Origin of the sequence: Bacteroides sp. AF25-38AC (assembly GCF_003602995.1) — a bacterium.
GTDB classification, from domain to species: domain Bacteria; phylum Bacteroidota; class Bacteroidia; order Bacteroidales; family Bacteroidaceae; genus Bacteroides; species Bacteroides uniformis.
This window is the reverse complement of sequence record NZ_QTMD01000020.1, coordinates 40887-54944: the sequence shown is the minus strand read 5'-3', so window position 1 is coordinate 54944 and position 14058 is coordinate 40887. Positions and strand designations below refer to the sequence as shown.

Below are 14058 nucleotides of genomic sequence, written 5' to 3'. Positions count from 1 at the left end.
TTTCTTTGCGGTGAGCAAAGCAAGGTAGTTTCGGTTTACCGAAACATAACCTTGCTCTCCAAATAAACCGCCAGCCGTTGGTAGTCCTGCCGGATTAAATGCCCCTGCCTCTCTTTTGTCTTGGGGCGGCACGTTGTCCGGTTTCCTGCTTCGTTTCCTGCACTTGGCTGGCTGCGTTTTTCTGTTCCTGCTTCCTGCCGCACAGATAATCGTTCAAGTCCGAATATCCCCTATAATTGTGCGAGAAGTCACGCACACGGTAGGGGTATTCCAATTCGATAGCCCGTGTCGCTTCATATCCAGCCTTGTCATTGTCAAGCATACAGTGGATGCGTTCATACGGGTACAGCACGTCAATGGCTTTCGACACATTGGCGGTAGAGTTAAGAATGGCATAATCCTGCCTGTCAAGGTCGGGTATGGTCGGACAGTTCCTCATGCGGAGCGTAAGGAAAGAGAGGTAGTCCATGAAACCCTCGAACACCAAACACTTCTCCCTCGGCTCTCCCTGCTGCCGTATATGGGTGATGTCTTTCGGGGCGATGCAGCCTTTGAAAAAGGAATTGCGAACCTCGTAACCTCCTGCCATGTTCGGGAAACCGATAGCAAAGAACGGTCTGCCATTATTGGTAAAATGGAGTTCCTTACATTCTCTTTTTGCCAGTTCGACATTGATACCCCGTCCCTGCAAGTAACGGAGCAATGCCGGATGGGTAAGGTCACGGACTTCCAAATGCTGGAAGCTCGGTTCTGTCCTACGCTGGGGAAAAGAAAAACTGACCGGACGGACGTGCGGTGTCTGTTCCGCTATCCGGTTTAAAAGGTATGGCAGGCTGTCGGAACAATAGAGTTCCTTTGCCAGTGCGATGATGTTACCGCCCTTGCCTGCGCCAAAGTCATACCAAAGGTTGCGGTCAGTGTTCACCTTGAAAGACGGTTCGTGTTCCTCCCTTAACGGTGATTTGTACCATAAACCGTTACCCTGCTGCTTGACAGGAGAGTAACCTAAACTGTGCAGATAGTCTGCGATGGGTATTTGTTTCACATCTTCGATGTTCATAACATTTTCTTTTTTGGGGATAAAAAAAATAGTTGAAAAGTGCGCCAGTCCTGTTTAGTCCGTTATATATACACCCGTACCATACTAAACCTGCCTGTTCCGATACAGGGAAATAGTAAGTCCGTTCCTCTTGTATATACACCCGGACTAAACCAAACTGACTTTTAATAATGGAAATCGGGATTATAGCGGTAGCCCTTGCCCTCTTTCACAATCATGCGCTTGTTCACAAGAAACTTGTTAAGCGACACAAGAACATTGCGTCCACGCTCGTAACCGATACTCGCATAACCCTGTTTCAATGCCGCTATGACATTGGAATAGCCTTGTACCACCTGCTTGCCGAAACCGTTCTCCAACGCTTCCCGGTGTTGCCGTTCAGTCAGTTCCGCAAGCGAAAAGTTCCTGTCCTGCTTAGGTTGTTGGAATACATAATCATCCACGATTTCGGGTAAAGCGTTGTCATTGATACGGAATGCGAACGGGTCAAATTCCCGGTCACGTATGTGCATCGCCTTTACCTCGCTTATGTTGCCGTCCTGCTGGCTTTTCGTGATTTGCAGGACGGTTTCAGCCTTGTTGTTCAGTTCCGTACCGATATGCCCCCTTGTGTTGTCATCCCCCTTATTCAAATGCAGTACAGTGTGGATATGCAGGTTATATCCGCTTGACCAGCGCATCAAGAGGTTGATTAGGTCGGTTGATTCGCTGGGGCTGTTGATGTCATACATCAAGTCACGGATTCCGTCAATGATGAGCAACCCCACATCGGGCATATTTTCAAGCATATAGCCGATAATCTGTTTCCGCTTGTCGGGGGTCTGCTCCCTTAGCACGATGAAAACAAAATCGTCCCTGTCCTTGTCGGTAGGCAGTCCGGCAAGTCGCAAAATACGCTCCATGACCTTATGGCAATGGTATTTGCTCTGCTCGGTATCTACATAGAGGATTTTCCGCTTGTTCGGTGGCAGATATGCCGAATACTTCAGTACCTCGTCATTCTTCAACGCTGCCGCAACGATGGCGGAAATGTTGAATGTCTTTTTGCTCTTGGCTTTTCCTGTGGATGCGCTGAAATTACCCAGCGTGCCAATGGTAGAGCCGTTCACCCAGAGTATTTCGGGCGGCACTTCGTAAGTGTCCGTCACCTTTAGATGGATGGTTTTCCAAAGGGCTGCAAAATCCTCTTTCTGCATGGTGACATCCTGCCCGGCTTCTGTCGCTTTTCTATTTTCCATAGCCGCTATTTCTTTAAGGGACGGTTAAGGATATATTTCTGCGCTTCCTGCTCTATCTGCGCCTGCGTCTTCACCGGGTTCTGACGCAACCACGCTTCTAATTCCGCTTTCTCAAAATAAAGCATTTTGCCCTGCGGCTTGTAATGGGGTATCAAGTTACCCGAAGTCAGCTTGTACAGGTAACTTTTTGAAAGGTTCAAGAACTTGCTCGCTTCATCAAAACTAAGCACATTCTTTGAAAGGAACACTAAATTTTCGAGTTCTGCAACTCGCTTCTCAATACTTGTTTCCATATAACAAAAGTATTTGCGTTAGACAATATGGAGTGCATGCCCTCCAGTTTCTTGTAATCGATTACGGGGGCAAAAGTATTGAGGAATAGCTTGATAGTGGATTAAGCTATGTTTGAGGTATTAACCTATTCTTAAAGTTTTTTCAGTTGTTTGATATAATTGCTGATGGTTACATAATCTTTTTCATGTTCCACCCCTTTTACATAATTGGCGGCTGTGGCTAAATCACCTTGATTCAGATATTTATCTTTCTTTATATTCTTCGTAACAAACAACTTATTCTTTGCTATAACAGATTGCCAGTTAGGTGTTATCAAACCACGATTGCTTAATTCCGAAAAAAGAAAAGCTACCTGCCTGTTGTTATTAGACCTAAATATAACTTTTGGCTTACAGGAAAGTATTGCTTTCAAATCTTCAAAAGTCATAGGAGCATTGAAAATTTCCACTTCATTGATACAATCCACCAACAATGCTATTTGTCTGTCGTTTAAAATAGACTTAAACGGATTTTCTGTTTCAGCAATATGGGAGATAATTTTAGGCTCTTGGCATTTATCTTGAATTGGTTGCGGCTCTTTCTGTTGTGGCTGCATTTCCGCTTGCACCTTACTTTCTTTCTTTTTTCGCAAGTACGCAGAATATTTTTCCAATACAACAGTTTTAACTATTACAGAAAAATAAGGCAGTTCTTCATCATAAACCGTATTATCTTGCTCATACCGGGAATAATCAAATGAAAGAGGATTAAACGACATGTATTTTCTTTTCTCATCGGATTTCAAGGATTCATAAAAACCGCTTTCCCAAAAGAAATCAGATACAGAATAAAAATATTGAATATCATTCAACACAGAATAACGAATATATAACTGCACCAACTCATCAGTGGTACGAACATATTCTTGCTGTTCCAGTTTATCAGCCTGTTCTGCGTCGAAATATAAGGACTTAGAGGCAATATTATCTATCATAACTTGGCTGGCATGATTGATACAGCGATTGAATATACCTTGTATATGGTCGAATTTTATTTTCAGTTCTTCTTCTGTCATAATAATCTATGTTTCAGTTAGTAGAAACAAAGATATATTTTTCCGGCTAAACAAAGACAAAAAAAGAAAGAAAGTACGGTAACTGTGATATAACCATACTTTCTTTTTAAATCAGTCCGTCAAATTCGGTATCAAACTTATAGCTTCTTCTTTTTTCTTATCGACAATCTTCGCATAAATTTGAGTTGTGGCAATATTTTTATGTCCTAACAATTTGCTAACTGTGTACAAGTCAGCCCCCAATGTAAGCATCATGGTAGCATGGGTATGCCGGGCAACATGAAACGAGATATGCTTAATAATCCCTGCGTCTTTCGCCCATTTTTGAAGTATTTTATTTATAGTTCCCTCATGCGTCAAAGGAAAAATCAAATCATCGCCTTTTGCTTCATTTTGTTGCGGCAACCACTTTAACGCTTCATCGGATATAGGCAGATAAAGCGGTTCTTTTGTTTTCTGCATCTTTATTTCAATTCTTATTCTTTCACCGCTTTTCTGCAAATCGTTCCACTTCAATTTTCTTATATCGCTTACACGCAGCCCACACAAACAACTGAAAAGAAAGGCTTGTTTCATTATCTCATACTTGCACTCTGTCCCGATAAGCCGCTTCAATTCCTCTATTGTCAAATACTCCCTGCGGCTGACTTCCGCTTTTACCTTACTGGCAAAATCAAACTCTTTCGTTGGATTGACCGTAATAATCCCCTCTTTATAGGCTCTATTTATAGCGGTACGCAGCACCCCATAGTAAGCAATAACGGAATTATTACTTAATACACCCCCAGCCTTTAACAAACCAAACTTGCTTGCTTTCTTCGCTTGTTTCAAGAAATCCACAAAGCTATTTAAGAAGTCCTTATCTATATCACGAAAAGCTATGTAATCCCCTCTGAACAACTTTAGTTCACGGATGGTATTACCAACAGTCTTTTCATAGTTCAAGCTGCCACGTTCTTTAGATTGGCTTCTCATGTTCATTAAATAATCAATCACATTCGCTTTTGACTTGTTGGTGTTCTGAAAACCGTGTGCATCATTTTGTAACTCCACTATCCTCTTACTCTGAATCGCTTTTGCAAGAGCCAATGTAGCTTCGTTCTTCGCCTTATCCTCCCTCGTTTTTTCGGGTATAAGGTACAACTTCAAAAATTCATATTGCCGTTTACCGCCAACATAATTTTCTTTTCTAATAACATCACCTGTATAATAGTCCAAATAAATAGACTGGTTGCCATTGGCAAGCTGCTTGAATCTAATCCTTACAGGTTCTTTCAATTTAACTTCTTGTTTTTTCTTCGCCATAATTATGTTCTTATTTTGTTACCGATACAAATATAGCGATTTGTTTTGTTACTCCAATGAATACGGGTAACAAAATAGTAACAAAATAAAGGCATTTATTAGACTAAACAAGAAAACAAGGAAAATAAAGGAAATTACACTCAATAAACATAAAATACTAAATACCAATATCTTATATTTAATATTTTATCTCATTTTTTCTCTTTTTCCACAACTGACAGCTGTTGATGATGTTCTGCCACAGCACATACGATCCCGGACCGACGGAAGATAACGGATTAAGATAAGTATATGCCATCCAGATGGCAAGCACCGTATTCTTTTGCCCCAGCGCCTGCCCTCCACTGATGCGCTCACCATAATGACCGCCGATTCTCTTTCCCAAATAGAATTGTATACAGCAGGTTATCAGTCCCGCCAGGGCTATCAGCAGTTCAACAAATACCGGTGCATCACTATTGACCAATGAACGTACCGTCTGCCCTGAGACAATGGCAAGAGCTACCGCCCACAAATAGAAGGCTGCATCATGGAAACCCAACAGAAAATGATGCACCTTCGGCACAAACGCACGCAGAAACCATGCCAGCAAGAAAGGACAAAGCAGCAATGGAAAGACTTTACTCAGAATTTTCAGGAATGCAACAAAAAAAGTAATGTCAGCATGAGGCTCCACCAACGGGAAAACCAAAGGAACAGCCACAGCCGCCAGAAGATTGGACAACAACGTATAGGTCGTCAGGCTGGATGCGCTTCCACCCAGTTTACCGGTAATGACAGCCGCAGCAGTCGCAGTGGGACAAATGAGGCAGACCATCGCACCTTCAAACACTTCCCGGTAGACCTCCTCCATAGGGCAACACACCAACAATACCGCAACAATCAAGCAAGAAACCGTCTGGAACAGCAGTAACCATCCATGCCACGATTTGGGTTTCAGTTCATGCACCTCCACCTTGCAGAAAGTGAGCAGAAGTTGGGAAAAAATCAAAAGCGGAGTCAGGAAAGCCACTAACCCATTCACATAAGGTTTGGCAGGCGCCACAAAAGGAATGTCTGCAAAAAAGAAATATCCCAAAGTACCGGCAAGCATTGCCAAAGGCAACGTCCAGTTCTTTATAAAACGAACCAGCATACTTGATTTGCTATTTTAATTATCCACCGCAAAGTTACGCATATTATCAATACATTAAGCCACTAATTGCTCAAACACAGACATTAATTCCACTAAAAATGAGAAGAAGAACAATAAAACTGAACATAATCCATTAGTTTTCTATAAATTTCCACTACATTTGCCAAGCGAAAAGGAAGCATTGTCTTTGCTACAATTATATGAAACTATACAGACGATACATATTATATATAAGTATATGCTTAGGGCTGCTTATCTCCCCCTTTTGCAGTGGCAGCGCTGAAGCGAAAGACTTTGTTGTCGTTATAGACCCCGGACACGGTGGACACGACCCGGGTGCAGTGGGAAAAATTTCCAAAGAGAAGAATATCAACCTGAATGTAGCACTCAAACTTGGCAAACAAATCAAGAAGAACTGCCCTGATGTAAAAGTTATCTATACGCGGGACCGGGACATATTCATCCCCCTGGACCGGCGCGCTGAAATTGCCAATAACGCCAAAGCTGATTTGTTCATCTCCATACATACCAATGCCCTGGCCAAAAACCGGACGGCCAAAGGAGCCTCCACCTGGACACTGGGTCTGGCAAAATCGGATGCCAATCTGGAAGTAGCCAAGCGCGAAAATGCCGTTATCCTCTACGAAAGCGACTACAAGACGCGGTATGCCGGCTTCAATCCCAACTCGGCAGAGTCCTACATCATCTTCGAATTCATGCAAGACAAATACATGTCACAGAGTGTGCACCTCGCCTCCCTCGTACAAAAGCATTTCCGCCAAACCTGCAAACGTACAGACCGGGGCGTGCACCAGGCAGGTTTTCTGGTATTGAAGGCCAGTGCCATGCCAAGCATACTGGTGGAACTCGGATTCATCTCCACACCGGAAGAGGAACGGTACCTGAACACTGAAGCAGGAACCACCTCACTTGCCAACGGTATCTTCCGCGCTTTCCTCACCTATAAGCGCGAGCAGGAAATCCGGTTGAACGGAAGCAGCAATACCATTCTTCCGGAGGATGTACCCGAGCCCGTTCAAGAAGAAGGCAACGCAGCTACAGCGACACCGGAAAAGAAAAATGCACCTCAAGCGGAGAGTAACCAAGCTGCCCAGCGCCCGCAAAGGTCAGAAAATGCAGCCGTTTCCCAAACAGAACAGAGCGGCATCGTGTTTAAGATACAGATACTCACTTCTTCACGTCCTCTGGCCAAGAATGACAAAAGACTGAAAGGACTGAAAGACGTGGATTATTATAAAGAAGGCGGAATCTACAAATATACGTACGGCGCATCACCCGATTACAACAAGGTGCTGCGCAGCAAACGTAGCATTACGGACAAATTCAAGGACGCATTCATCATTGCGTTCAAGAATGGAGAAAAGATAAACGTCAACACAGCCATCAGCGAATTTAAAAAGAACAGAAATAAATAACAAAAGATACATCATGAAGTATATTACAAAAGAAGTTAGAATAGGAATAGCAGGCATAGCTGCACTTTGCATATTGGTATACGGCATCAACTACCTGAAAGGGATAAATATGTTCAAGCCCTCCAGCTATTTCTACGTGAAATTCCAGAATGTCAATGGGCTGACAAAATCCAGCCCGGTCTTTGCCGACGGCTTCCGCGTGGGTATTGTCCGCGACTTGTACTACGACTATACCCAACCGGGCAAAGTCGTTGCCGAAATAGATGTTGACCCAGAGCTGCGCATTCCCAAAGGAAGTACGGCAGAACTGGCAGCCGAAATGCTTGGCGGCGTAAAGATGAACCTGCTGCTTGCCAATAACCCGCGGGAGAAATACCAGATTGGAGACACAATCCCCGGCGTGCTGAACAACGGAATGATGGAAAAAGTTGCCACCATGATGCCGCAAGTAGAGAAGATGCTGCCCAAGCTGGATTCCATCCTCGCATCCTTAAATGTCATACTGGCCGACCCCGCCATCCCTGCAACCTTGCATAACGTACAAGATTTAACAGCAAGTATGGCCGTCACAAGCCGCCAATTGCAAACTCTAATGAAGGATGATATTCCACAACTGACCGGCAAGCTCAATACTATTGGAGACAACTTTGCACTCATTTCCAACAACTTAAAGGAGATAGATTATGCTGCCGCCATGCAAAAGGTAGACGCAACTTTGAACAATGTAAAAATGATTACAGACAAATTGAACCAGAAAGACAATACCGTCGGACTTTTGCTAAACGACCCTTCTCTATATAATAATCTGAACGCCACCACTGCCAACGCAGCAAGTTTATTGGAAGACTTGAAATCGCATCCGAAACGATACGTCCATTTCTCCCTATTCGGCAAGAAAGATAAGTAAAAGATGGACGTTATATAGATTTTGTCTAAATAATAAGTCTATAAAGGAATTAAAAGGAAAGCCCTCATTTGCTCTATACAAGGAGCGAAAAAGGGCTTTTTCCTGCTCTGGGCACAGAAGGAAAACAAGAGACGCAAAGCTACATAAACCACTATATGACAAAGTATTAGATAAATGCAAGACACCTTATATAAGGAGTATACTCATAGTAACCGATAAGTAGCTGAAAGTAAAGAGCTTATTACTTTCCCTAAAAACGCAAGAAAAAAAGGATTTGTTTTTCTCGAATAAGATTGCCAATTTTGCAATCGTAGAAGTTATGCTTAATTAATAAATGTATTTATAGCCGTTATGAGTGAAATAGATCATGTCGGGCTGTGGAACCGCTGTCTTGAAATCATCAGAGACAATGTTCCGGAGCAGACATACAAAACATGGTTTCTTCCCATCATACCTTTAAAATATGAAGACAAAACGCTGGTCGTACAAGTGCCCAGCCAGTTCTTCTATGAGTTTTTGGAGGACAAATTTGTTGATTTGTTGCGCAAGACTCTCTATAAGGTCATTGGTGAGGGAACTAAATTGATGTATAACGTAATGGTGGACAAGAGCTCGCGGAAAACCGTCGACCTGGAGTCTACACAGCGCACCATCATACCGCAAAAACAAGTGATGGACAAAAGGATTCCGCAGATTCCCGTCCCCGAACTTGACCCGCACCTTAATCCAGAATACAACTTTGAAACCTTCATCGAAGGTTACAGCAACAAGCTGTCGCGCAGTGTTGCAGAAGCTGTCGCTCTCAATCCGGCTAAAACAATCTTCAATCCGCTATTCCTATACGGAGCATCAGGTGTAGGCAAAACCCATCTTGCCAATGCTATCGGAACCAAAATCAAGGAACTATACCCGGAGAAAAGGGTATTGTATGTATCTGCACACCTATTCCAAGTGCAATACACCGATTCCGTACGTAACAATACGACTAACGACTTCATCAACTTCTACCAGACCATTGATATTCTAATCATTGATGATATTCAGGAATTTGCCGGCGTGACCAAAACGCAGAATACATTCTTCCATATCTTCAACCATCTGCATCAGAACGGCAAGCAGCTCATCCTCACTTCCGACCGTGCACCGGTATTGCTGCAGGGCATGGAAGAGCGTCTGATTACACGTTTTAAATGGGGAATGGTGGCTGAGCTGGAGAAACCTACCGTAGAACTCCGCAAGAACATTCTGCGCAACAAGATACACCGTGACGGCCTGCAGTTCCCCCAGGAAGTGATTGACTATATTGCAGAGAACGTGGGCGACAGTGTACGTGACCTGGAGGGCATCGTCATTTCCATTATGGCGCATTCCACCATATACAATAAAGAAATAGACCTGGAACTGACGCAACGTATCGTCCGCAAGGTAGTGAACAGCGAAAGCAAGGCAGTGACTGTCGATGAAATCATCAACACCGTATGCAAGCACTTCGGATTGGAAACTGCCACCATCCACACAAAATCCAGAAAGCGGGAAGTGGTGCAAGCACGACAAATAGCCATGTATTTAGCCAAAAACTATACAGACTTCTCTACTGCAAAAATCGGTGCGCTAATTGGACATAAAGACCATGCCACTGTATTGCATGCATGTAAAACCATCAAAGAGCTGAAAGAGGTAGACAAATCATTCCGTGCGGAAATTGACGAGATTCAAGCCGCACTGAAAAAAGGATAAGAATAAAGGATAAGGGATTAAATGCAGCTAAGTATGCATTAGCTTAACCCCTTATCCCTTATCCTTAATCCTTAATTTTCAAAATCCCTGCTTTTTCATTATCTTCCAAAGATTCTCCGACATTGCCTCACTGTCTTTCTTCGTATAACGCACATCTGTAAAGACCTGCGCCAGCGTTTCCTTATTGTTCTCCAAGATGAACTGCTTGTTCTCAGGAAGCGATTCTTTATAGGCATACAACCGGTCAATGTCCTGAGGAGTATAATCATGATAAACCTCTTCGTGTACAATGGCCTCCAACGGCAAACGGTCCACTTGTTCCGGCTGTTCGGCAGGCCATCCCACTGTGACTGTCGTGATGGGAAACACCAATTCCGGTAACTCCAACGCTTCGACAATCATCTGAGGGTTGTAAGTGGTAGTTCCCAGATAGCAAATGCCCAACCCCTTCTCCTCGGCAGCCACACAAAAAGTCTGTGCCACCAGCAAGGTATCGACAGCCCCCGTCACAAACCACTCAAAGTTGTTGTATCCCGGCTCAGCCTTACGTTGCTCACACCACTTGCTGAAGCGGCGCAAATCTATGCAGAAAGTAAGCACTACCGGCGCCGTCCGAACCATCGGCTGATTGAAATGTGCAGGCGCCAGTTTGGCTTTACGCTCTGCATCACGCGTCACAATCACACTATAAACCTGCATGTTCCCGACTGTAGAAGCCCGGAAAGAGGTTTCAAGCAAATCATTTAACAAATCAGCAGAAATATCCTTCTGCTGGTATTTTCGGATTGTTCTCCTTTGTTTCAAGCTTTCCATTCTTTCTTTTTTTGCAAAGATAATGTAATCCACGAACAATTCATTCAAGAGTTCACACTTTTTTTATCATCATATATCCGGAATAAAATACATCTTTTCAACAAGAAATGAACAATTATTATTTTTACGAGCAGATAAAAGTAACCTTATGTTCGACTAAACCGAGAACCTTTCAGCCCAACAAGTTGTTAATAAATTCCATTTTGGAAAACTTATTCGTTTACTCAAATCATTAAAACATTATAAACCAATAAATTAATGGCAATCAATAGAAAACTATACATCGGTTGATAAAAACATTCATTTTAATTTTGCCAAGTTGAAAAACATTCATAGCTTTGCAAATGCATTTGTTAACGATAAGTACAACTTCTACAACTTTACTTATTTGTAACTAATCCTAAGAGATACAACATTGTGGAAAAGAAAAATTATTCTTATGACGAAGCCTACGGAGAATCTTTAAAATACTTCCAAGGCGACGAGTTGGCTGCCAGAGTTTGGGTAAACAAATATGCAGTCAAAGATTCTTTCGGAAATATTTACGAAAAGTCTCCGGAAGACATGCATTGGCGAATAGCCAATGAGGTAGCCCGTATTGAGGCCAAGTACCCCAATCCATTAAGTTCAGAGGAACTTTTCGGCTTACTCGACCACTTCAAGTACATTGTTCCGCAAGGAAGCCCGATGACCGGAATCGGAAACAACTATCAGGTAGCCTCTCTGTCCAACTGCTTTGTTATCGGTGTGGACGGCGAAGCGGATTCTTATGGTGCCATCTTCAAGATAGACGAAGAACAAGTACAGCTGATGAAACGCCGTGGCGGCGTGGGACACGACTTATCCCATATCCGTCCGAAAGGTTCACCGGTAAAGAACTCGGCACTGACCTCCACCGGCTTGGTTCCCTTCATGGAACGCTATTCAAACTCTACACGCGAAGTAGCTCAAGATGGACGCCGCGGCGCACTGATGCTCAGCGTATCCATCAAACACCCCGACTCGGAAGCCTTCATCGATGCCAAGATGACTGAGGGCAAAGTGACCGGAGCCAACGTTTCCGTAAAACTGACCGACGACTTCATGCAGGCCGCCATCGAAGGCAAACCATATACACAGCAATATCCGATTGACGCCACAGAGCCGGCATTTCAAAAAGACATTGACGCATCCGCATTATGGAAAAAGATTGTGCACAATGCATGGAAATCGGCAGAACCCGGTGTATTGTTCTGGGATACCATATTAAAGGAATCCGTGCCCGACTGCTATGCAGACCTGGGCTACCGTACCGTATCCACCAATCCATGCGGCGAAATTCCACTGTGCCCGTACGACTCCTGCCGTCTGCTCGCCATCAACCTTTACTCATACGTGGTCAATCCGTTCAAGCCGGACGCCTACTTTGACTTTGAGCTATTCAAGAAGCATGTAGCTTTGGCCCAACGCATCATGGACGATATCATCGACCTTGAACTGGAGAAGATAGAGCGCATCATGAGCAAGATAGATGCCGACCCCGAAAGTGAAGACGTAAAACATACAGAACGCGTTTTGTGGCAGAAGATTTACAAGAAAAGCGCCCAAGGCCGCCGTACCGGTGTAGGTATCACGGCAGAAGGCGACATGCTTGCCGCCCTGGGATTGCGTTATGGTACTGAAGAGGCAACCGAGTTCTCGGAGAAAGTACACAAGACGGTGGCACTCAACGCCTATCGCTCCTCCATAGAAATGGCCAAAGAGCGCGGCGCATTCGAGGTGTACGATACAGAACGCGAAAAGAACAACCCGTTCATCAACCGCCTGCGTGAAGCTGACCCGGAAATGTACGAGGAGATGAAGAAGTACGGACGCCGCAACATTGCCTGTCTGACCATCGCCCCGACCGGCACCACCAGCCTGATGACTCAAACCACCTCCGGTATCGAGCCCGTATTCCTGCCCGTGTACAAGCGCCGCCGCAAAGTGAATCCCAACGATACGAACGTCCATGTGGACTTCATCGACGAAACCGGAGATGCCTTTGAAGAATATATCGTGTTCCACCCCAAGTTCGTGACTTGGATGGAAGCACAAGGATACAACCCCGCCAAACGCTACACGCAGGAAGAAGTGGATGCCCTGGTAGAGAAATCACCTTATTATAAAGCAACCTCCAACGACGTGGACTGGCTGATGAAAGTCAAGATGCAGGGACGTATCCAAAAATGGGTGGATCACTCTATCAGCGTAACCATCAACCTGCCGAACGACGTAGACGAAGACCTCGTGAACCGTCTGTATGTAGAAGCATGGAAATCCGGCTGCAAGGGCTGTACGGTTTACCGCGACGGTTCGCGTTCCGGCGTGCTCATCTCTACCAAGAGTGACAAGAAGTCCGAACTTCCCCCGTGCAAACCGCCTACGGTCGTTGAAACACGTCCCAGAATATTGGATGCAGACGTTGTCCGCTTCCAGAACAACAAGGAGAAATGGGTGGCATTCGTCGGCTTGCTGGACAATCATCCCTACGAAATATTCACCGGTGTGCTGGATGATGATGAAGGCATCATCCTGCCGAAGAATGTGGTGTCGGGCCACATCATCAAGAATGTGGATGAGCACGGAAACAAGCGTTACGACTTCCAGTTCGAGAACAAGCGCGGATACAAAGTCACCATCGAGGGTCTGTCCGAGAAGTTCAACAAAGAGTATTGGAACTATGCCAAGCTGATTTCCGGTGTATTGCGCTACCGCATGCCTATCGAGCAGGTCATCAAGCTGGTAGGTTCACTGCAACTGGACAGCGAAAACATCAACACCTGGAAGAACGGTGTGGAACGCGCCCTGAAGAAATACATCCAGGACGGCACGGAAGCCAAAGGCAAGAAATGCCCCAACTGCGGTAACGAAACACTGGTTTACCAAGAAGGTTGCCTCATCTGCAAGACGTGCGGAGCTTCTCGCTGTGGATAATCCCACGGCAAGCACAAACGTTTGCATAGGAATTTAAATGACTTAGATAACGGTAGCTGCATGATTATGAGGAATAATTTCTATACTTGCATAATCATTGCAGCTATTGCTATTTCTAAATCTA

General features: G+C 44.4%; 11 protein-coding genes. 4 read left to right on the top strand and 7 right to left on the bottom strand.

Annotated elements, in window-relative coordinates; translation table 11 throughout:
* Positions 1 to 94: 94 nt before the first annotated feature.
* From DWY55_RS14090 to DWY55_RS14065, 6 genes are all read right to left on the bottom strand, one after another.
* The gene (locus DWY55_RS14090; RefSeq protein WP_049702059.1) at positions 95 to 1060 is read right to left on the bottom strand and encodes a toprim domain-containing protein; all 966 of its coding nucleotides are present in this window, start codon (positions 1058 to 1060) and stop codon (positions 95 to 97) included.
* Positions 1061 to 1224: 164 nt separating this feature from the next.
* Entirely contained in the window at positions 1225 to 2298 is a 1074-nt protein-coding gene (locus DWY55_RS14085; RefSeq protein WP_049702058.1) for an AAA family ATPase, read from the bottom strand.
* A gap of 5 nt (positions 2299 to 2303) precedes the next feature.
* Entirely contained in the window at positions 2304 to 2591 is a 288-nt protein-coding gene (locus DWY55_RS14080; RefSeq protein WP_005802192.1) for a helix-turn-helix domain-containing protein, read from the bottom strand.
* Between the two features lie 131 nt (positions 2592 to 2722).
* Positions 2723 to 3646: a hypothetical protein gene (locus DWY55_RS14075; protein ID WP_049702057.1), complete on the bottom strand. Its 924-nt coding sequence runs from the start codon at positions 3644 to 3646 to the stop codon at positions 2723 to 2725.
* 111 nt (positions 3647 to 3757) lie between these two features.
* Positions 3758 to 4951, bottom strand: a complete 1194-nt coding sequence (locus DWY55_RS14070; protein ID WP_004315367.1) for a site-specific integrase — start codon at positions 4949 to 4951, stop codon at positions 3758 to 3760.
* Positions 4952 to 5129: 178 nt separating this feature from the next.
* The gene (locus tag DWY55_RS14065) at positions 5130 to 6086 is read right to left on the bottom strand and encodes a transporter (RefSeq protein ID WP_117963685.1); all 957 of its coding nucleotides are present in this window, start codon (positions 6084 to 6086) and stop codon (positions 5130 to 5132) included.
* Positions 6087 to 6286: 200 nt separating this feature from the next.
* On the opposite strand from DWY55_RS14065, the gene DWY55_RS14060 reads away from it, so the two are divergent.
* From DWY55_RS14060 to dnaA, 3 genes are all read left to right on the top strand, one after another.
* A complete protein-coding gene (locus DWY55_RS14060; RefSeq protein ID WP_005827280.1) occupies positions 6287 to 7522 on the top strand; it encodes an N-acetylmuramoyl-L-alanine amidase in 1236 nt (411 codons plus the stop codon).
* Between the two features lie 13 nt (positions 7523 to 7535).
* Complete coding sequence (locus tag DWY55_RS14055) at positions 7536 to 8429, top strand: MlaD family protein (RefSeq protein WP_005827282.1); 894 nt, start codon at positions 7536 to 7538, stop codon at positions 8427 to 8429.
* Between the two features lie 351 nt (positions 8430 to 8780).
* Positions 8781 to 10166, top strand: coding sequence for a chromosomal replication initiator protein DnaA (gene dnaA, locus DWY55_RS14050; protein ID WP_061411268.1), 1386 nt, complete (start codon positions 8781 to 8783; stop codon positions 10164 to 10166).
* A gap of 78 nt (positions 10167 to 10244) precedes the next feature.
* Here the strand turns inward: dnaA and DWY55_RS14045 are convergent, their stop codons facing one another.
* Positions 10245 to 10979, bottom strand: coding sequence for an NADPH-dependent oxidoreductase (locus DWY55_RS14045; RefSeq protein WP_044468986.1), 735 nt, complete (start codon positions 10977 to 10979; stop codon positions 10245 to 10247).
* A gap of 417 nt (positions 10980 to 11396) precedes the next feature.
* On the opposite strand from DWY55_RS14045, the gene DWY55_RS14040 reads away from it, so the two are divergent.
* Positions 11397 to 13934 carry an adenosylcobalamin-dependent ribonucleoside-diphosphate reductase gene (locus tag DWY55_RS14040; protein ID WP_009037933.1) on the top strand — a complete coding sequence of 846 codons (2538 nt, stop codon included), beginning with the start codon at positions 11397 to 11399 and terminating at the stop codon, positions 13932 to 13934.
* Positions 13935 to 14058: the final 124 nt, after the last annotated feature.